Annotated in this window: 13 protein-coding genes; 7 read left to right on the top strand and 6 right to left on the bottom strand. The window is 70.0% G+C overall.

Going from position 1 to position 20,279, the window contains the following annotated elements; genetic code table 11:
• Positions 1 to 5: 5 nt before the first annotated feature.
• The gene (locus tag ACFFGY_RS04980) at positions 6 to 1,412 is read right to left on the bottom strand and encodes a sodium:solute symporter family protein (protein WP_377043305.1); all 1,407 of its coding nucleotides are present in this window, start codon (positions 1,410 to 1,412) and stop codon (positions 6 to 8) included.
• A gap of 324 nt (positions 1,413 to 1,736) precedes the next feature.
• On the opposite strand from ACFFGY_RS04980, the gene ACFFGY_RS04975 reads away from it, so the two are divergent.
• The 7 genes from ACFFGY_RS04975 (at position 1,737) to ACFFGY_RS04945 (ending at position 10,192) form a co-directional block, all read left to right on the top strand.
• On the top strand, positions 1,737 to 2,432 hold the full coding sequence (locus ACFFGY_RS04975) for an SDR family NAD(P)-dependent oxidoreductase (protein WP_377043304.1): 696 nt from the start codon (positions 1,737 to 1,739) through the stop codon (positions 2,430 to 2,432).
• Between the two features lie 120 nt (positions 2,433 to 2,552).
• Complete coding sequence (locus ACFFGY_RS04970) at positions 2,553 to 3,410, top strand: IclR family transcriptional regulator (RefSeq protein ID WP_377043329.1); 858 nt, start codon at positions 2,553 to 2,555, stop codon at positions 3,408 to 3,410.
• Between the two features lie 81 nt (positions 3,411 to 3,491).
• Entirely contained in the window at positions 3,492 to 4,622 is a 1,131-nt protein-coding gene (locus ACFFGY_RS04965) for an iron-containing alcohol dehydrogenase (RefSeq protein WP_377043303.1), read from the top strand.
• A gap of 15 nt (positions 4,623 to 4,637) precedes the next feature.
• Complete coding sequence (locus tag ACFFGY_RS04960; protein WP_377043302.1) at positions 4,638 to 5,840, top strand: sialidase family protein; 1,203 nt, start codon at positions 4,638 to 4,640, stop codon at positions 5,838 to 5,840.
• A complete protein-coding gene (locus ACFFGY_RS04955; protein ID WP_377043301.1) occupies positions 5,837 to 6,769 on the top strand; it encodes a dihydrodipicolinate synthase family protein in 933 nt (310 codons plus the stop codon). Before ACFFGY_RS04960 ends, ACFFGY_RS04955 begins: the two co-directional genes overlap by 4 nt.
• 254 nt (positions 6,770 to 7,023) lie before the next feature.
• Positions 7,024 to 8,007, top strand: a complete 984-nt coding sequence (locus tag ACFFGY_RS04950) for a Bug family tripartite tricarboxylate transporter substrate binding protein (RefSeq protein ID WP_377043300.1) — start codon at positions 7,024 to 7,026, stop codon at positions 8,005 to 8,007.
• A gap of 241 nt (positions 8,008 to 8,248) precedes the next feature.
• Positions 8,249 to 10,192 (top strand): glycoside hydrolase family 15 protein, encoded by a 1,944-nt coding sequence (locus tag ACFFGY_RS04945; RefSeq protein ID WP_377043299.1) that lies wholly within the window; start codon positions 8,249 to 8,251, stop codon positions 10,190 to 10,192.
• A 147-nt stretch (positions 10,193 to 10,339) separates the two neighbouring features.
• On the opposite strand, the gene ACFFGY_RS04940 is transcribed toward ACFFGY_RS04945, so the two are convergent.
• From ACFFGY_RS04940 to ACFFGY_RS04920, 5 genes are all read right to left on the bottom strand, one after another.
• Complete coding sequence (locus ACFFGY_RS04940) at positions 10,340 to 11,263, bottom strand: manganese catalase family protein (protein WP_377043298.1); 924 nt, start codon at positions 11,261 to 11,263, stop codon at positions 10,340 to 10,342.
• Between the two features lie 260 nt (positions 11,264 to 11,523).
• Positions 11,524 to 13,851, bottom strand: a complete 2,328-nt coding sequence (locus tag ACFFGY_RS04935; RefSeq protein ID WP_377043297.1) for a molybdopterin guanine dinucleotide-containing S/N-oxide reductase — start codon at positions 13,849 to 13,851, stop codon at positions 11,524 to 11,526.
• A gap of 145 nt (positions 13,852 to 13,996) precedes the next feature.
• The gene (locus ACFFGY_RS04930) at positions 13,997 to 16,816 is read right to left on the bottom strand and encodes a glycoside hydrolase family 32 protein (RefSeq protein WP_377043296.1); all 2,820 of its coding nucleotides are present in this window, start codon (positions 16,814 to 16,816) and stop codon (positions 13,997 to 13,999) included.
• A 10-nt stretch (positions 16,817 to 16,826) separates the two neighbouring features.
• Entirely contained in the window at positions 16,827 to 17,552 is a 726-nt protein-coding gene (gene pdeM / locus ACFFGY_RS04925; RefSeq protein WP_377043295.1) for a ligase-associated DNA damage response endonuclease PdeM, read from the bottom strand.
• Positions 17,549 to 20,254 (bottom strand): ligase-associated DNA damage response DEXH box helicase, encoded by a 2,706-nt coding sequence (locus ACFFGY_RS04920; protein WP_377043294.1) that lies wholly within the window; start codon positions 20,252 to 20,254, stop codon positions 17,549 to 17,551. Before ACFFGY_RS04920 ends, pdeM begins: the two co-directional genes overlap by 4 nt.
• Positions 20,255 to 20,279: the final 25 nt, after the last annotated feature.

Here is a 20,279-nt window from a genome sequence, read left to right as displayed (position 1 = left end):
GGTGTTCAGCGGCTCTCGACCGCGGCCGGCACGGCGCGCGGGCGGGGGCTGCTGACCAAGCGCTCAATCAGCAGCACGAGCGCCGGAACCACCGCCGCCACGTACATGTTGTCGATGCCATAGGGGTTGTTCAGCAGGTACCAGCCGGTGGTCGCGATGGCCGAGGCGATCAGGCCCAGCGTCGCGCCGCGGTTGCTCTGGAACCAGGGCAGAAAGAAGCCCAACACCGCCACGATCGAGATCGACAGGCGCAGAGCGCGCGTGAAGAAGGACAGCTTCAGGATCTCCGGCACGAAGAACACGAAGATCAGCGGCGCGAAGCCGATCACCAGCGAGATCCAGCGCGTCATCTGGAATTCGCGCTGCGGCGTCGGGTTAGCGTAGGGGACGTAGAAGTCCTTCACGATCAGCGAGGCCATCGCCAGCGCCACGGTGCTGACGCTCACGAAGACCGAGGCCACCAGCGAGGTGGTGACGAGGCCGGCCAGCCAGGGGTCCATCGCCTGCAGAAACATCGGCAGGGCGTAGAGGCTGTTGCCGGTGGGCGCCAGGAACTTCGCCGCCACGCCGATCAGGCCCAGCGCGATACCAAGCGGGAAGCACCAGGCGGCGGCGTAGAAGGCCGAGCGCTGCGCCGCGCGCTCATCCTTGTTGGAGGAGATCGCCTGCATGATGAACTGGGTGGAGAAGATCGCGCCGATCGTGCCGATCGTCCAGGCGACGATGGTGGGCACGCCGATGCGGCCGCTGAGGCTGAAGTAGTCCGGCGGCAGCGTGTCCATCATGGGCTTGATGCCGCCCGTCATGTACATCGCCAGACCCAGGATCAGCGCGATGCCGATCACCTTCACCGCGCTGTGCAGCACCGTGACGTAGGCCACGCCCTTCAGCCCGCCGAAGACGTAGTAGAAGGTGCTGACGATGGCGATGATGAACATGCCGGCCGTCAGGTTCATGTTCAGCACCGTGGACAGCGCCGCGGCACCGCTGACGTAGTTGCCGACGTTCACCAGCAGCAGCGCGTAGATCATGATGATCGACACCGTCAGCTTGGTGGAACGGCCGAACTTCTTCTCGATCGCGCCCGAGATGGTGAACTCGCCCGAGCGGTACAGCTTGCGCACGAAGAACAAGCCGTAGAGCAGGAAGCCCAGCGCCGCGCCGACCACCGACCAGGCCGCGGGCATGCCGTAGTTGAAGGATTCCTGCGAGGTGCCGACGGTGGACTTGGCGCCGATGAACTCGCTCATCAGCAGCACGCCGATCACGGCGGCGGGCATGGCGCGCGAGCCCACCATGAACTGCTCGTTGTTGCGGCTGCGCAGCCGGTAGGTCAGCCACGAGGTGAAGGCGATGTAGGCCACGATGATCGCGATGATGATCGCGCTCTCGCCGCCGCTGAACTGGTGCATTCCTGAGATCCCACGCTTCGGCCGGGGCGGGTGCCCGTCCGGGTTGAGGCGGTCGATCCTGGTTTCGAGGCTCCCGCGGCGATGTTCCCCGCCCTTCTGGCGGGGTCCGGCGTCGCGTCGCTGGCCATCCAGGACGTTCTTCCAAGCTTTCCGTCCGCTCCGCGACTGCTCCGGCTCATGCCAACACAGGCAGGTTTGCAGGTAGTTCGGATTGCGAACTTTAGTTCTGTGTTATACATGTCGTTTAGCGACCCGGACCGGGCGGCGTCAACACCTGTGCCGTCCGACCCCGCGCCGCCCGTTTCTCAAGGAGGATTCGTTCCGATGCCGCAGCCCGACGCCCCGCACGCCGTGGTCACCGGCGCCAGCTCTGGCATCGGCGAGGCCATCGCCCGCCGTCTGCTGCGCGATGGCTGGCGTGTCACGGGCCTCAGCCGCCGGCCCCCCGCGCTGGAGGCGCCGGGCTTCGCGCACCGTGCGGTGGACCTCGCCGCCGAGAACAGCATCCGGGTAGCCACGGAGGGTTTGCGTGCCGATGCCTTCGTTCACGCGGCCGGGCTGATGAGCACGCGCCCACTGGGCGAGCTCGACCCCGCGGCCGGGACCGCGATGTGGCAGGTCCATGTCCAGGCGCCGACGATCCTGGCCGATCGCCTCCTGGCGGGCATGGCGCAGGGAGAACGGGGCGGGCGCATCGTGATCGTGGGCAGCCGCACCGCGGCGGGTGCCGCCGGCCGCAGCCAGTACGCCGCCACCAAGTCGGCGCTGAGCGGTCTGACCCGCTCCTGGGCGGCGGAACTGGCGCCGCGCGGCATCACCGTGAACCTGGTGTCGCCCGCCGCCACCGACACGCCGATGCTGCAGGACCCGGCTCGTGCTTCGGTCGCACCGAAGCTGCCGCCGATCGGCCGGCTGATCCGGCCGGAGGAAGTGGCGGCCACCGTGGCCTTCCTGCTGTCCGCCGAGGCTGCGGCGATCACGGGGCAGAACATCGTGATCTGCGGCGGCAGTTCCCTTTGAGCGGGGCCGCGCGCGACGACGCCCGATGATTGTTGACAGCCGGGGGGCAGCGCGGTGAGTGTAGAAGTTAACAAAACAAAAGTTCGCATTCCGAACAACGGGAGAGAGTCCTTGGAGGGCGTGCAGGACATCGGAGCGACACCACGTCGCAGCGCACGGGCCGACAACCCCAAGAACACCGTGCAGTCGGCCGCCAAGGTCTTCGCCGTGCTGCGGGCCTTCGGCCCGGACCTGCCCGAGCTGACGCTGGCCGAGATCGCCGCACGGTCCGGCACGGACCGCGGCACGGCGTTCCGGCTGATCCATACGCTGGAAGCCCTGGGCTACCTGCGCGCGGTTCCCGGCACCCGGCGCTTCCGGCTGACGCTGCAATGCCTGGAGCTGGGCTTCTCCGCACTATCGGCGCACGGGTTGCCCGACCACGCCGCGCCGCTGCTGCGCGAACTGGTGCCGGAGCTGGGCGACGCCGCCTCGCTGGGCGCGGTGGACAACGGCGACGTCGTTTATCTCACCCGCGTCCAGGCGGGGCTGGAGCGGCACGGCGTGGTGCGTCATCCCGGCACGCGGGTGGGCGCTTATGCCACGGCGCTGGGCCACGCCATCCTGGCCTTCCTGCCGCCCGAGGAACAGGTGGAGCAGCTGGGCCGGCGGGAGCGCGTGAAGCTATCGGAACGCACGCTGACCGAGCTGGATGCGCTTCTGGCACGGCTGCAGCAGGTGCGCCTGCAGGGCTATGCCGTGTCGGACGGTGAGAACGCCTACGGGCTTCGCACCGTGGCGGTGCCGATCCTCGATCCCGACGGACTACCCTTCGCGGGCCTCAGCCTCACCGCCGATGCCAGCCGCTGGCCGCTGGAAACCTTCGTGTCGCAGGGCCTGCCGCGCCTGCGAACCGCGGCGGAGGCGCTGGGCGAAGCGATCCGCCTGTCGCGCAACACCATCCAGGCACGCGGCCGTGGCGTGCCGTCCACGGCCTGACGGCCATTTCCTCCAAATCAGTCACTCGACCCCGGGCTGCTGCGACGCCCGGGCGCTGCAACACCAGGACCTGACGAGAGCATGAACGACCTCACCACCCCCATCGAGATCGCCCGCCCCGCCATTATCGAGTTCGGCGGCGGCCTCGTTTCGGCGGCCGGCCGCTGGGCGCGGGCGCGTGGCCTGCGTCGCACGCTGGTGGTGGCGGATGCCTTCAACGCCAGGCGCGTGGACCTGCTCGACCTGCCGGGTGAGGTCACCGTCTTCGGCGAGGTGAAGCCCGAGCCCGACCTGCCCAACCTCGAGAAGGTGCTGGCACTGGCCGAGCAGGTGAAGCCCGACCTCGTGGTGGGCTTCGGCGGCGGCAGCGCCATGGATCTGGCCAAGCTGGTGGCGGTGCTGCCCGGCAGTGGCCAGAGCTTCGCCGAGGTCGTCGGACCCGAGAAGGTCAAGGGCCGCTCGGTCGCGCTGTTCCAGGTTCCCACCACCGCCGGCACCGGCAGCGAGGGCGGCACCCGCTCGCTCGTCACCGACCCGGCGACGCAGAACAAGGCCGCGGTGCAGAGCCGCTACATGCTGGCCGACATCGCGATCGTCGATCCCGACCTGACGTTGACCGTGCCGCCCGCCGTGACCGCCGCCACCGGCGTCGATGCCATGGCGCACTGCGTCGAGGCCTTCACCAGCAAGAAGGCCCACCCGACCATCGACCTTTACGCGCTGGAAGGCATCCGCCTCGTCGGCCGCTTCCTCGCCCGCGCGGTGAAGGACGGTGCGGACCGCGAGGCGCGCGCCGGCCTGGCGCTGGCCTCGATGTATGGCGGCTTCTGCCTGGGTCCGGTGAACACCACGGCCGGTCACGCTGTGGCTTACCCGCTGGGCACCCGGCACCACATCCCGCACGGCCTCGCCTGCGCGCTGATCTTCCCGCACACGCTGGCTTTCAACGCGCCGGTCGTGCCCGAGAAGACCGCTCTGGTGCTGGAAGCGCTGGGCCTGCCCGCATCCTCCGACGTGGCGACGGTGCGCGAGGCGACGCACCGCTTCTGCGCCGAGCTCGGCGTGGAGATGCGGCTGTCGAAGCTCAACGTGCCCGAGAACGACCTCGAGACCATGGCCCGGGAGGCACACGCCATCCGCCGCCTGCTCGACAACAACCCGCGCGACCTCAGCCAGGACGAGATCCTGGCGATGTACCGCGCGGCCTACTGAGAAGAGGGCGGACGCATGATCCGAACCGATGACGCCGGCAAGCTCGACCTGGGCGAGGCCGGCCATGTTCTCCCGGCGGCCGACGATGCCGCGCGCCTGGAATGCTTCGTGCCCCCGGCCACGGTGCAGAGCCACGCCGCCAACCTGATGCCGCTGCCCGACGGCTCGCTGGGCCTGGTGTGGTTCGGCGGCACGCAGGAAGGCGTGCCCGACATCTCGGCCTATTTCTCGCGCCTCGAGGGCGACCGCTGGTCGGCGCCTGTGCGGCTGTCGGACGATCCCACCAAGTCCGAGCAGAACCCGCTGCTCTTCCCGGTGCCGGGCGGCAAGCTGTGGCTGATCTGGACGGCGCAGATCTCCGGCAACCAGGACACCGCGATCGTGCGCAAGCGCGTGTCCGACGATAATGGCAAGACCTGGGGTCCGATCGAGACGCTGTTCGGCCCGCGCCCCGGCGGCGGCACCTTTATGCGCCAGCCCGTGGTGGTGCTGGACAACGGCGACTGGCTCCTGCCGGTCTGGATCTGCCAGAGCACGCCGGGCAAGAAGTGGGTCGGCGACGACGACACCAGCGCGGTGATGATTTCCTCCGACCAGGGCAAGACCTGGGAAGAAGTCGCGGTGCCGGACAGCCTCGGCTGCGTCCATATGAGCATCGTGGACCTGCGCGACGGCACGCTGGCCGCCTTCTACCGCAGCCGCTGGGCCGACAACGTTTACGTGTCCCGCTCCTCCGACCAGGGGCGCTCCTGGAGCGCGCCGGAACCGACGGAGCTGCCGAACAACAACTCCTCGATCCAGGTCACGCGGCTCGCCAATGGCCACCTTGCCATGGTTCTGAACGAGAGCAGCGCGGCGGATGCCACCGAGCGCCGCCTGTCGCTCTATGACGACCTCGAAGAGGACGAGGATGACGGCAAGGTGGTGGCGCCGATCGATACCACGCGCCGCAGCACCTTCTGGGGTGTGCCGCGCGCGCCGATGACGCTGGCGATCTCCGAGGACGGTGGCCGCACCTGGCCGTACCGTCGCAACCTCGAGACCGGCGACGGATACTGCATGACCAACAACTCGCGCGAAGGGCTGAACCGCGAGTTCTCCTACCCCTCCGTCGTGCAGGGGCCCGATGGCGCCCTGCACATCGCCTACACCGTGTATCGTCAGGCCATCAAATACGTCCGCGTGGACGAGAACTGGGTCAAGGAACAGCAGGCATGAGCATCACCGCCGAACCCGTCGCCCGCACGGCCGACGTAACGTCCTTCCGCGGCCCCACCGGCGTGTACAGCGCCGCGCTGACGCCGATCGACGCCGACCTCATGCCCGACCATGCCGCCTTCGCCGCGCACGCGAAGTGGCTGCTGAGCGAAGGCTGCGACGGCATCGCGCTGCTGGGCACCACGGGCGAGGCCAACTCCTTCTCGGTGGCGGAGCGCCAGGGGCTGCTGGAAGCCACCGTCGCCGCCGGCGTAGCGCCGGAGCGCCTTCTGCCCGGCACCGGCGTCGCTGCGCTGACCGAGACCGTGGCGCTGACGAAGCACGCGCTGTCGGTGGGCGTGAACACCGTCGTGATGCTGCCGCCCTTCTACTACAAGGCGCCCTCCGACGACGGCGTCTTCGCGAGCTACGCCGAGGTGATCGAGCGCGTGGGCGACGCCAAGCTGCGCGTGGTGCTCTACCACATCCCGCAGATGTCGGCGGTGCCGCTCTCCCACGCCGTGATCGAGCGGCTGATCGAGCGCTTTCCTGAGACCGTTGTGGGCATCAAGGACTCCGCCGGCGACATCAACAACATGCTCGCCATGGTGGAACGCTTCCCCGGCTTCTCGGTGCTGGCCGGCGCCGATCCGGTGCTGCTGCCGCTCACGCGTGCGGGCGGTGCGGGCTGCATCACCGCGACCTCGAACCTCGTGGCCCGCGACCTCGCCTTCATCTACCGCCATGCCAATGACGCGGCGATGGCAGCGGAGGTCGATGCCGCGCAGGCGCGCGTGGTGGCCAAGCGCAACCAGGCCTCCAAGTTCCCGCAGATGGCCTCGCTCAAGGCCATGACGGCGCAGCGCACGGGGCAGCAGGGCTGGATGCGCCTGCGTCCGCCGCTGGTCTCGCTCACCGCCGACGAAGTGTCGGCGATGATGGCTGGCTGATTCGCATGGCCGGGCGATCAGCGGATTGCCCGGCCATGTGACCTTTGGTTCTGCTGACCGTGGTGATGAGCTCGCGGTGAGTAACCAGGCGGCAAGATGCTGCCGGCAAGATGACGAAGGCCGCTCCGGCCTTCGGACGAAGAACCCGGCAGCCGCCCGGCAGCCGGGGGATCGTGGTGGCCTGGTGGGGCCACTGGGCCGGGCACAAGGTATGACCGTCCGCGAAAGGACGGCGAAGCAGGGAAAGAAAGTTCATGAACAGACGAGGGTTCCTCGCCGTGGCCGGTGCCGCGGTATCCGGTGGCCTCCTGGCCGCGCCGGCCGTGCGGGCGCAGGGTGCCTGGCCGACGGGCAAGCCGATCCGCGTGATCATCCCCTGGCCGCCAGGGGCTGCCAACGACACGCTGGGGCGGCTGCTGGCGCAGCGCCTCGGCGAGAAGCTGGGCGCCACCGCGGTGGCCGAGAACCGCACCGGCGGCGCCGGTCTCGTGGGCACGAACGCGGTGCTGCAGGCGGCGCCGGACGGCTACACGCTCCTGGCCTCGGCCTTCAACACGGCGGTGATGCCGCTGGTGCTCAAGGGCGCCACCTTCGACCCGCAGCGCGACCTGGAGGTCATGGCGCGCACTGCCAAGGCGCCGCTGGTGATGGTGTCCTCTGGCCAGCGGCCCGAGAAGACGCTGCCCGAGATCATCGCGGCGGCGAAGCAGAAGCCGCGCGACTGGAACATCGCGATCTCCTCGCTGGGTTCGGCCGGGCACCTCGCCACCATCGAGTTCCTGCGCCGCACCGGCCTCGACCTCGACATGGTGACCTATCGCGGCACGCAGCCGGCGCTGACCGACCTGATGGGCGGCAGCGTGCAACTGCTGATCGACCCGTGCTTCGCGCTGCTGCCGGCGCGCGGCGACGGCAAGGTCAACGCGGTCGGCATCGCCACGGCGCAGCGATCGCAGCTTGCCCCCGACGTGCCCACCATGGGCGAGGGCGGGCTGCCCGGCTACGAGTTCCAGTCCTGGTACGGCGTCTGGGCGCCCAAGGGCACGCCGGCCGAGATTTGCGGCAAGGTCAACGCGCTGATGCAGGACACGATGCGCGACCCGGTGATCGTGGAGCGCCTGACCAAGCAGGTGCTGGAGCCGGTGACCGAGAGCATCGAAGACAGCCGCCGCTTCATCGCCTCCGAGATCACCCGCGCGACGGAGCTGCTGCGCAGCGTGAACTATCAGCCGGAATGAACGGAGGACGGGGTGGCGGCGCAACCGCCGCCCCGCTGTTCCGACTCGATCTTCCGCTGGCTCCTCTCTCGGGAGCGGAAACAGAAATCACTTCGGGATGGCTACGGCGGCAGCTTGCCGAAGCTGCATCGACCCCCTGGCGGCTTCTCTTGCCGTCCCGTGACTATTCGTGACCATTCAAAGGAGTGGCTGACGGCATTGTTCCCCTGGCGGTGCGGCGCAACGGTGCCAGCTTCTAGGTATGGATCGCGACATCGATGATTACGCCTTGATCGGCGACATGCGTTCGGCCGCTTTGATCGGCCGGGATGCCGCGATCGACTGGCTCTGCTGGCCGCGCTTCGACAGTCCTGCCCTGTTCCTCCGCCTGCTGGACAGCCATCGCGGCGGCAGTTGCACACTGGAAGCGGAAGGGCTGCGGCCCAGGGAACGTCGCTACCTTCCGCGCACCAACATCCTGGAAACCACCCTGTCGCTGCCAGCCGGCGAGCTGACGGTGACGGATCTGATGCCGGTGCGTGGCCGGGGCGATGCGGGACCGGAGGATATCGGCCCCGACAGCGAGGCGGCAGGTGTCCTGATGCGCCACTTCCGCTGCGACCGGGGCAGGGCGGACTTCACGCTGCGCGTGGCGCCCTCCTTCGACTGGGGCCGTGCCGAAACCAGCTTCCACCTGCACGGGACGCACGGCGCCGCGGCTCACCACGGTGACCAGGCCTTGTCGGTGCTGGCATCGGCGCCGCTCGTGGTCGAGGGGGGCGCCTGCCTCGCCCGTTTTTCGCTGCGCGCCGGCGAAGAGGCCTGGATCGTGCTCGCGCCCACGCCGACCCTGCCGTCCCTGCCCGAGGGCGGCGCGATGGCTTGGCTCGCCGAAACGCGCGCCTACTGGGAGGAATGGACCGGTGCGCTGCGCTGCGGCGGGGAGTTCCACGAGATGGTGGAGCGCAGCGCGCTCTGCCTCAAGCTGCTGTGCTACGCACCGAGCGGCGGGATCGTGGCGGCGCCGACCCTCGGTCTGCCGGAAGGCTGGCGCGGCGGGCGCAACTGGGATTACCGGTACACCTGGGTGCGCGATGCCAGCTTCACCGTCAGCGCCTTTCTCAGCCTCGGCCACTCGCACGAGGCGGCGGAACTGCTGCGCTTCCTCGACACCGTGGACGGGAACAGCGACGGCTTACGCGTGCTCTACGGCATCGAGCGGGATGTCCCGCCGGAGCAGTCGCTGGATCACCTTCGCGGCTGGCGCGGCATCCGGCCGGTCCTGATCGGCAACGAGGCCGAGGAGCAGCTGCAGCTCGACATCTACGGCAACGTGTTGATCGCGCTCGATCTCTTTGTCCAGAAGCTCGGCGCCGAAGGGCTGGGTGAGCGGATGCGGGCGCACCTGCCACGCCTGATCACCAGGCTGGCGGACAAGGTCATGCGCTGCTGGCACGTGCCGGACCGGGGCATCTGGGAGATGCGCAAGCCCGACCTCCACCACTTCCATTCCAAGGCCATGTGCTGGGTGACGCTGGACCGCGCCGTCAAGCTGGCAGAACAGGTCGGTCCGGCGGAGCGAATTCCCGACTGGTGCCGCGTTCGCGACGAGATCCGCGCCGAGTACGAGGAGCGTGGCTGGGACGCGAAGCGCGGCGCCTATACCCAGGCTTACGGTGAGCCGGCGCTGGACGGGTCCTTTCCGCGGCTGCTGCTGTTCGGCGCCGTGGACCCGCTGAGCGAGCGCTCCGCCCGCACCCTGGCCGCGATCGACCGCGAGCTCGGGGTCGGTCCCTTGATCTATCGCTACCGCACGGATGACGGGCTACCGGGACAGGAGGCGACCTTCGCGGCCTGCGCCTTCTGGATGGTGGGGGCCCTGGCGGCGCGCGGCGAACTCGACAACGCCCGGCAGCGCTTCCGTGCCCTGATGCACTACAGCAACGACCTGGGACTGTTCAGCGAGGAGATCACCGCGGACGGCATTGCGATGGGCAATTTTCCGCAGGCCTTCACCCATATGACGGTGATCACCATCGCTCTGCTGCTGGAGCGCGCGGCGCAGGAGATGGAGCGTCACAATCCGCCACCCTTCGGCCGCCGCCCGGTGGAAGAGGCCGTGCAGGGACAGCCAACGGGTGAGGGCACGACGGACACGCCCCGGCAGGCCGGTTGCGAAGCCCAGCCCGCGAATGGGGAGAGTTGAGAGAGCCAGCACGATCCTCAGGCACACCGGGCGGCATCCCGTCACGGACGGCGGGGCGCCGTTCCTGCCGCCGTGCCGGATACCAGCGCCCCAGTCGCGAAGCCGCCGAACCGGAGGAAGCCCTCGGGCTCCCTCCGGCGCGCAGTCTTAGCGGGACTTCTTGTAGAGCTTCTCGGCGATCTCGAACATTTCCTCGGGCGCGTAGTCGGGCGTGAAGGCCGAGGGAACGCCTGTCAGCTGGTGGATCTTGCCGCCCTCGGGCATGCCGTCCACGACCTCGAGCTCACCCGGCGGGTCGCCCGGCAGCGCACCTTCCTCGCTGTTCCAGATCCCGGCGATTTCCTTGTAGTCGTTCGGGCTCCAAGTATAGAGCCGGCGGTGCGAACCCTCGTCCAGGTACTTCTGGCACTCGGGGATCTTCGACAGCGGGATGTTCGGCGTGGGCAGGAACTTCTCGATCTCGACGCCGGTGATCTGCTTCAGCGCCAGCGCGTAGGAATGCGCGTGCACCGACCCGCGCACCAGCAGGTAGCCGCAGACCTCGCGGCCGGTCGGATCGCTCAGCGTCTCGTACACGCGCAGCTTGTGCAGCCGCGCGCCGCACTCGAGGTGGAAGTTGTGCAGCAGGTCCACCACGACGTTGCCGGTGGTGGTCACCATGTCGGCGTTCCACGACATGGAGTTGCTGTTCACCGGCATCGCGCCGCCGCCGTTCGAGGCGAAGGAGGCGAAGGAACGGATGTCCTGCATTGCCTCGAAGGGCGACTTCGAGATGTCCCCACCGGGCTTGGTGTCGCCGTTGTTGTCGGGGCCGTTGGCCAGCATGGCGACGCCGTTGCTCACCAGCTCGACATGGCCGAGCTCCTCGGCGGTGATCGAGGCCACGAGGCTGTAGAAGGGCTTCAGCTTGTCCTTGGAGCGGAAGTTGAAGCTCTGGAACATGTAGTTCCCGAGGGTGGACATCTCGCCATACTTGCCACCCAGGAGTTCCTGGAGGGCAGCGGCGGCGTTGGGGTCCTGCTTCTTCGGAGCGGGCAGGCTGGCCTGCAGCTTGTCGACGCGCATGAACATATGGGAGGTCCTTCCTCGGCTGACGGGAGCCGAGCGGGGAACGCTCCGGTGTGGAAAAAGATTAGGGGTACGGTGCGGGACGTCGTTTTCGTGAACGATGTGGCCCTGCAACCGTTCTGCAGGGCAGTCCGAACTTTCCCGCCCGGCCAAGGGCCGGGCTACGCGGCTTAGCTTACGTCCGGCATGAAACCCGCCTCGAAGGCATCATCCCGCCCCCCGCCGTTCCTGCCCGGCGGGGCGACCTGGGCTGCGGCGGAGCCTTACTCCGCCGCCATTGGCAGCGCGCCCGGCGGCTCGAAGGCCTGGATCGGCGGCAGGTTGCCCTCGAAGCGCTCCACCTCGACCGTGGTCAGTTGTCCCGTGCAGCCCTGCGCCAGGCTCGAAGTGCCGACATCGCGCGTCAGCACGTTGGGGTTGCCGTGGACGCAGAGGCTCCGCTCTTCCTCGGGATCGGCCGGGTCGTACCAGGCGCCGGTAGGCAGCTGCACCACGCCGGGCCTGACGCCGTCGGTCACTCGCACCGCGGCCAGGCAGCTGCCGCGCTCGTTGAACAAGCGGATGATGTCGCCATCCGCCACCCCGCGCGCCGCGGCATCCTGCGGGTGCATCCTCGCGACCTCGCGGCCCCGGTGCTTGGCGCCGGTGCTGTGGCCGCCGAAGTCGAGCTGGCTGTGCAGCCGCGTCGCCGGCTGGTTCGCCACCAGGAACAGCGGCGTGTCGCCCTGCGGCACTTCCTGCCTGGGGAGCCAGACGGGATGGCCCGGACAGTCGGCATCGCCGAAGCCGTCGATGGTCGAGGAGAAGATCTCGATCCGGCCGCTGGGCGTCGGCAGCGGGTCCGCCACCGGGTCGATCCGGAAGCGGCGCAGCTCACCGCCGTCATCCTCCATCTGGGGCAGGGTGATGCCCTCGCTGCGCCAGAACTCGGCGAAGGACGGCGCCGGCCGCCCCATTTCCGCCAGCGCCGCGCGGGTGCGTTCGTAAAGGTGCTCGATCCACTGCCGGGCCGTGCGCCCTTCGGTGAAGACCTGGCCCACCCCCATGCGCCCGGCCAGCTCGGAAAAGATCGCGTAGTCGTCGCGCGCCTCGCCGTAGGGTGCCGCTATGGGATGCATCGGCACCATCAGCGGGTCGTTCGAGGAGGCGCCGATATCCTCACGCTCCAGCGTCATGGTGGCGGGAAGCACGATGTCGGCGTGCCGCGCCGTCGCCGTCCAGGCGAGCTCGTGCACCACCAGAGTGTCCACCCGCGCAAAGGCCTGCCGCAGCCGGTTAAGGTCCTGGTGGTGGTGGAACGGGTTGCCGCCGGCCCAGTAAACCAACTTGATGTCCGGGTAGGTCCGCGTCTGCCCGTTGTAGCGGTAGGTCGTGCCGGGGTTCAGCAGCATGTCGGCGATGCGGGCGACCGGGATGAAGTCCGCCACCTTGTTGCGCCCCTGCGACAGGGTCGGCACCGGCACGGCGTTGTAGCGCCGCCCGTAATAGCCGATGGCGCCAAGCGCGTAGCCGTAGCCGCCGCCGGGCAGCCCGTACTGCCCCAGTACCGCGGCCAGCACCGCGCCCATCCACACAGGCTGCTCACCGTGCTCGGCCCGCTGCAGCGAGTGCGCCACCACCACCAGTGCGCGCTTGCCGTGGAGGCTGCGCGCCAGTGCCGCGATCTCCTCGGCCGGGATGCCGCAGATCGGCGCCGCCCAGGCGGCGTCCTTGGGCTGCCCGTCGGTCTCGCCCAACAGGTAGCGCAGAAAGATCGGCCAGCCCTCGGTGTAGCGGTCAAGGAATGCCTGGTCGTGCAGCCCCTCCGTCACCAGCGTGTGGACCATCGCCAGCATCATCGCGGTGTCGGTGCCGGGAATATTGGCCACCCATTCCGCCCCGGCTTCCACCGGCAGGTCGGAGCGCAACGGCCCCACCAGCACGAAGCGGCAGCCGCGTGCCGCGGCGCGCTCCATCGCGCCGCGCTCGACGTGCTGGCTGATGGAGCCACCGGCCACCATGCTGTTCTTCAGCGCCATGCCGCCAAAGGCGATCACCACCTCGGAATACTCGGCGATCTGTTCCCAGCTCACGTTGCGCTTGGTCAGATCCTCGTAGGTGCCCAGGATATGCGGCACCAGCACCGAGGACGCGCCCGAGCTGTAGCTATTGACCGAGCGCACGTAGCCGCCCATCGCCATGTTCAGGAAGCGGTGCACCTGGCTCTGCGCGTGGTGGAAGCGCCCGGCACTCGCCCAGCCATAGGAGCCGCCGAACACCGCGCCCGGCCCGTGCTGGTCACGCACCCGCGTCAGCTCGCCCGCCAGCAGGTCCAGCGCCCGTTCCCAGCTCACCGGCACAAACTCGTCGCGGCCGCGCCGGCTGTCGGGGCCGGGCCCGCGCTCCAGCCAGCCGCGTCGCACCATGGGCTGCGCGATGCGCGCGCGGTGCCGCAGGGCGGCGGGAAAGTTGTCGATGATGCCGTTAGGGTCCGGGTCGCCGGCGTGCGGCTTCACCTCCAGGGTGCCGTCGCGCATCCGGGCCGAGAAGACGCCCCAGTGGGAGGTGTGCGGGCGGAAGCCCTCGGCATCTCCGTGCGGCGTTTCGGTCATGGTGCGCGCGTCCCGGCTGCTGTGGTGGTGGGGCGAGAGATTGCCATCGCGGAACCGTATGGACCACCCTTTCGTCCGGCATGGCGCCGGTGCTGGCTATGCGGGTGATGACGGTCGGCACGGGCGCTCAGGCGCGGCAGACCGATCAGCTCGTGAAGCGGTCCGCCGAGGCGGGGCGCAGATCGGCCACCACAGCGGAAAGTAGCGCCGCCCCGCCAGGCAGGCGTATCCCCGGCGTGCCGCAGGGCCGCTGCGGATCCAGCGGTGTGGCGGGCGGGGTGGTGTAGGCCCGCGACGTCACCAGCAGTTCCTCGCCCGAATCCTCACCGCGCAGTAGCAGGTGAAAGACCGAGCCGCCCCGGATCGCTTCCAGCGTCACCGTTTCCCCGGAGGCGAAGGGCACGTCCCGCACGGGCTGGTTGGTGGCCCCGAAGCGTCGCCCCGCGCGATCGAGCCGGGCGCGGCACACCACCCCAGTGTCGTCGGTAAACTCCACCAGGATGTCACCCCGGCCGCGCAGCAGCAGGTGGAAGGCTTCGGTCCGGAAACCTGCCGCTGCGCCGTCCGTCCTGGCCAGCGCCCGCTCGTTCTCGCGACGCAGGAGGACATCCGGGTGAAAGCGCGTTTGCAGCCGCCCCGCCGCGTCCACTGAGATACGCATGGGCAGGCTCAGTACCCCGTCCTGCCCCGCCGCGTCGTTGCCATCGCCGTCGCGGTTCTCGGCATTCCAGCTGATCCAGGCCAGGTGACCGTCGCGGTCGTGGAAGAGCTTCCCGGCGTAGGAGCGTCCCGCATCCACGATGCGCCGCGACATTTCCCGGAAGCGCCCCGTGGCGGGGTCGAGGTCGCCCACCACGGCAATCGTGTGACCTATGGAATACAGCATCACCCAGCGGCCGCTGTGCTCGTCGCGCTGCAGGTCGGCGCATTCCCAGATCCTGTCCGTTCCCTCGTCACCCGGAAGGGTCACGCCCGCGGTATAACGATAGAGGATGCCGGCGAAGGCCAACTCCCGCCGACCGGTGAAGCGGAACAATAGCAGGCAGGGCCCCTGGCCCGGCACCTTCGCTCCCTGGACGAGGTAGCGGGTGCCCTCGTGGTCGAACACCGCCGGGTCACGCGTTTCCGTCACCGGCAGGCCCGACAGCTGCGCGGCGATCGCCGGGCTGATGATCGGCGTGAAGTCCTGCTGCCACCGCTCGCCGTCCTCGCTGTCGGCCGCGAAACCCAGGCCTCCGCCAGTGTGGTAAAGCGTGAAGCTCCCCGGCTTTTCCCAGACCGGGCTGTTCTCGGTATTGCGGATGACGCTGCCCGAGGAACAGTCCCGCGCGCCGGGCGTGCCGAAGCCCGGCCGCAGCCACACGCCCCGGAAGCGCAGCTCCACCAAGTCCGCTCCGCTGGCATGGGCCCAGAGTGGGTTGGGGAACTCCGGCGGCCGCACTCCGTCGCGCCGCTGGATGCCTGTGGGCGAGTACTGAAAGCCGACGTGGTAGCGGCGCCGCACCGGATCCCAGAACGGGCCGTTGGGATCGTTGATCTTGTCGCGCGGCGAGGTGAGGTGCAGCGGCGAGCGGTTCGGATCGTCACGCATCCGGAGCCCGGCTTCGCCGTCCGCCACACCGTTCCGACTGGCGACCTCGTCCGGCAGCGGCGTGTCGGAACGGCTCAGCCGACGCAGCGTCCCGTCGCCCGCCTCGGCATCGTAGTGCACCAGCCGCGCCACCGTGCCGCCGAAGCCGCCGAGGCTCAGCGCCGTGAAGCCATCCGGCGTGGGCCACGGGCACCATTCCAGCGGCTGCCCTCCCACCGCGAAGGCGAAGCGTTCCCGGCTCCAGCAGAGCGCCACCCGCGCCGGGCGTCCCTTGATGAGGTTATGACTGCGTCCCGTGCGCTCTTCCGCCGAGGTGCCCGCGCCGCGCCGCGCCACCAGCGCGAAAGATTCCGGCACCACGCAGAGCTCCACCGGCACCGTGCCCTCGAGACGCAGAACCGGTCGCTCCTCCGCCGCGCGCTCCGGAACCGTGAGGTCCAGCACCAACGTGCCCTCGCGTCCCGACGGCGGCAGCGCCTCCAGCCGATCTTCTGGACGCAGCGCCGCCCCGACGGATGGCGAGGTGGCGAAACGCCCTTCCTCCAGCTTCCAGGCATCGGCCAGGAAAATCGTCGCGTCCACCGGTATCCCGGCCGGGATCGTCAGCACGAAGCCGAAATCCAGCGCCGTGCTGTCGGGCCGCGCCACGGTCTTGCGCACACGCAGACGCTGCAGCGCTCCGGTCAGCGGGGCACGCGCTTCCGGAGCGGTGCCGACCGGTACGGTGCCTTCCTCGGCACTGAAGGGCGCGGGCCCACTCTCCCGCGCCCGCATGAAGCCTAGCGCCCCCGCCGGCAGCGATCCGGCGAGCAGCGCGACTTGGTTGGAGAAGCACCACGTCCCACCCCGCTGGATCAGTGCCCGGAAGGTCGCGGCGTCCTCGGGCGCGTAGAACAGGCCCCCGGCCACCGTTGAAAGGCCCTGCAACCGCAGCGTGGTTCCCGCTAGCCCGCCGAACTCCGTGCGACCCAGTTCCCGCACGATGCCGCCTGGGAGGGTGAGGCGATGGTGCCGTGCCAGCCTGCCCGGGCCGCCATCCTCCTGGCCATCATGCGCGGGGTTGCGGATGCGGTTGCCAGTGTCCGGCGGCTCCAGGATCAGCGCGCCGTCATCCGTGAAGCGTGGCTGGTCCGGCGCCACCACCACCTGTTGTCCGTCGCGCGTGCTGCCGGGCGCCGGTGCGGCGCGGCGAAGCTTGGTACCATCGCCGATTATCCAGGGCGCCACCAGCACCGTGGAACCGCCCGCTGCCGATGCCGAGCAGGGCCGCAATGCCGCTCCCAGGGTGAGGCCCCTGGCCAGCGCGGCCGCCGGCCGCAGGAGGGATGGTAGTAACGGCGCGGCCAGCAGGCGGCGGCGGGTCAGGCGCGGCATGGTCTTTTCCTCAGGGCGCCGTCGCCAGCCTGGGCTCCGTGCTCGCCACCGCCCGCCGCGCCGGTCCGGTAGGCATCGAAAACAACCGGTCCCGCCCCAGCAGGAAGGCGCGGCCGCCGCGCGGAAACAGCCCCGCCACGACCGGATCCCGCACGTCGAGCCCGCCGGTATAGGCGCCGAAGGCCGGCAGGATCACCCGCCGCGCATCGGTGGCGAAGCAGGGCCGCGTCACCCCGCCCGCCCGCGTGGCCATCGTGGCCTTGGGGTGGAAGTGCCCGCTCAGCTCGGCCCTGCCGGGCTTCGGCCATCCGGCCTCCGCCTCGTGCCGGAAGGTGAGGGGACCGTCACGGAGGATATCGCAGTTCTCGCCCGGCAGGCCTTCCGGCGGTGCGGGGTCGTGGTTGCCCAGCACCCAGATGACCTCCAGCCCGTCGAGAACGTGGCGCAGCGCCGCCAGGTCCGGCACGGGCATCCGCGCCGATCCTTCGGCGTCGTGGAAGCTGTCGCCCAGCAGGATCAGCCGCGCCGGCGAATACCGGCGGACCGCCAGCGCCAGCCGCGCCACGGTTTCGCGCGTGTCGTAGGGCGGCACGAAGCTGCCGCGCCGGGCGAAGTGGCTGCCCTTTTCGAGGTGCAGGTCCGCCACCACCAGCGTCCGCCGCGCCGGCCAGCTCACGACCCCGGCCGGGTCGAGCAGCAGGCGCTCGCCCGCGACGTGCAACGGCGCCGGCGTCATCGCGGGCGCGCTCCGACGGCGGCTTTCGGGGCCGCGCGGCTGACCCGCCGCCCACGGTCGCGGTGGCGCGGCCGGTCCACCACGCCGGCACGTACACGCACGCCCTCGGTCACGTCGCTCAGTACCTCGGCGAAGTGCTCGGCGCCGTCGGTGGCCTCTTCCACCAGCGCCGCGGCCTCGGCCAGAAGCGCGTCCTCGGCGCCGCCCGCCACCCATTCGCGCCCTTCCTCGATCAGCGCCGGCACCGCCAGCGGCGAGGGGCGGCGCAGGCGGCGGACGCGGATGCGCCCCTCGACGCGGGCCAGCAGGTCGCTGATGCGCCGCACGTCGGTCAGGCCATAGGCCGCTTCCTGCCGCGTGGCGCGGAGCAGGATGTGGTCGGGATCGTGCTTGCGCAGCACGTCGTAGATCAGGTCGGCGTTCACCGTCATCTGTCGCCCGGACTTCTCGGCGCCCGGGTGGTTCTTCTCCAGCAGGCCGGCGATGGTCGCGATGTTGCGGAAGGTGCGGCGAAGCATGGAACTTTCCGCGATCCATTCCTCCAGTTCCTCGCCCAGAATGTCCTGTTCAAAGAGCTGTTCCGGCTCCTCCGGCTCGAAGGCGCTCCAGGCCGCCAGTACGTAGTCGGTCGCGAGGTAGCCGAGCGGCCCGTAGCCCAGCCGCTCCATGCGCTTGGTCACCAGCATGCCCAGCGTCTGGTGCGCCAGCCGGCCCTCGAAGCAGTAGGCCACCAGGAACCATCGCCCGCCGCGCGGAAACGTCTCGATCAGCAGCCCGTCGCGGCTGGGCATCTCGGAATGGCGCTGCTGCAACCGCAGCCAGTCGCGCACGGGGGCGGGCAGGGCGCTCCAGCGCGCCGGGTCCTCGATAATCGCCCGCACGCGCTTCGAAAGAGAAGTCGAGAGCGGCAGACGCGCCCCGGCATAGGTCGGCACGCGCGGCTCGCCCTCGCCACCGCGGGACACCACGACGTTCAGCGCCTCCATGCCTTCATAGCGCAGCGTCTGGCCGGCAAAGATAAAGCAGTGGCCGGGTTCCAGCGTCGAGACGAACCATTCCTCAACCTCGCCCAGCACCGGCCCGCCGCGCAGCCGCACCTTCAGCATCGGCGTATCCACGATGGTGCCGAGGTTCATGCGCGCCTGCCGCGCCACACGCTCGTCGCGCACGTGGACGAAGTCCTCGGCATCGCGGAACAGCTTGCGGAAACGCTCGTAAGCCTGGAGCGCGTAGCCGCCATCCTCCACGAAGCGCACCACGTCGTCGAAGTCGCGCCGGGTCAGCGCGGCGTAGGGCGCGGCGCTGGTGACCTCCGCGAACAGCTCATCCATCTCGAACGGCGCGTGGCAGGCCATGGCAAGGACGTGCTGCGCCAGCACGTCCAGCCCCCCGGCACGCGGCGGTTCCCCGTCCAGTTCGTGCGCTTCCACGGCTTCCGTCGCGGCCAGGCACTCGATCACCTCGAAGCGGTTGGCCGGCACCAGCACGGCGCGCGAAGGCTCGTCCATCCGGTGGTTCGCCCGCCCGATGCGCTGCATCAGCCGCGACACGCCCTTGGGCGCGCCCACCTGGATCACCTGGTCCACCGCGCCCCAGTCGATGCCGAGGTCGAGCGAGGCCGTCGCCACCACGGCGCGGAGCTTGCCCGCCGCCATCGCCGCCTCGACCTTGCGCCGCTGCTCGATCTGCAGGGAACCGTGGTGCAGCGCGATCGGCAGGTTGTCCTCGTTGATGCGCCACAGCGCCTGGAACACCAGCTCCGACTGCGCGCGCGTGTTGACGAAAACGATGGTGACACCCGCGCCCTGGATGCGGCGATAGATCTCGGGCGCGCTGGCCAGCCCCATATGCCCGCCCCAGGGCAGGTGCCCCGCCGGCAGCACGATCGCGAGCTCCGGCTCCGCGCCGCCGGTGCCGTGCACGAAGGCGGCATCCTCAGCCTTCGCGGTGGGGGAAATCCAGGCCCGCAGCGCCTCGGGATGCGCCACCGTGGCCGACAGCGCCACGCGACGCAGCCCGGGCGCCAGCCGTTGCAGCCGTGTCAGGCAAAGCGCCAGCTGGTCGCCCCGCTTGGTGCCGGCCAGCGCGTGCGCCTCGTCCACCACCACCGCCCGCAGGCCGGCGAACATTTCCGCGGCACCCGGCAGCGACAGCAACAGGATCAGGCTTTCCGGCGTGGTCAGCAGGATGTCGGGCGGGTCGTCGCGCTGTCGAGCACGGCGGTTGGCGGGCGTGTCGCCGGTGCGCGTCTCGACGCGGATCGGTAGCTCCATCTCCTCGATCGGGGCGAGGAGGTTGCGGGCGATATCCACCGCCAGCGCCTTGAGCGGCGAGATGTAGAGCGTGTGCAGCCGCCCGCCGGCCGGGGCAGGGGTAACCGGTGCTGGTGCGGCATCGGCCTGGGGCGGCCCCTCCACCGTCGCGTCCCCATCGCGCGACCTGGCGCGGCTCCTGGTGCCCTTGACCGGAACAGGTGCGGCCGGGGCGGGCGCCGCCAGTGATCCCGCCGCCGCGGCTCTTGCATGCAACTCGATCAGCGTCGGCAGGAAGCCCGCCAACGTCTTGCCGCCGCCCGTGGGCGCCACCAGCAGGGCGCTGCGGCCCGCCTCGGCGGCCGCCAGCAGGGCCAGCTGGTGCGCGCGCGGCCGCCAGCCGCGCCGCGCGAACCAGTCCGCGAAGGGTTCCGGCAATGTTCCCGTCATCGCCGGCTATATGGCACCGCCCGCC

It is taken from the genome of Roseomonas elaeocarpi (assembly GCF_042433915.1).
In the GTDB taxonomy this organism is placed as follows: domain Bacteria; phylum Pseudomonadota; class Alphaproteobacteria; order Acetobacterales; family Acetobacteraceae; genus Roseomonas; species Roseomonas elaeocarpi.
This window is presented reverse-complemented; position numbering and strand designations above follow the sequence as displayed.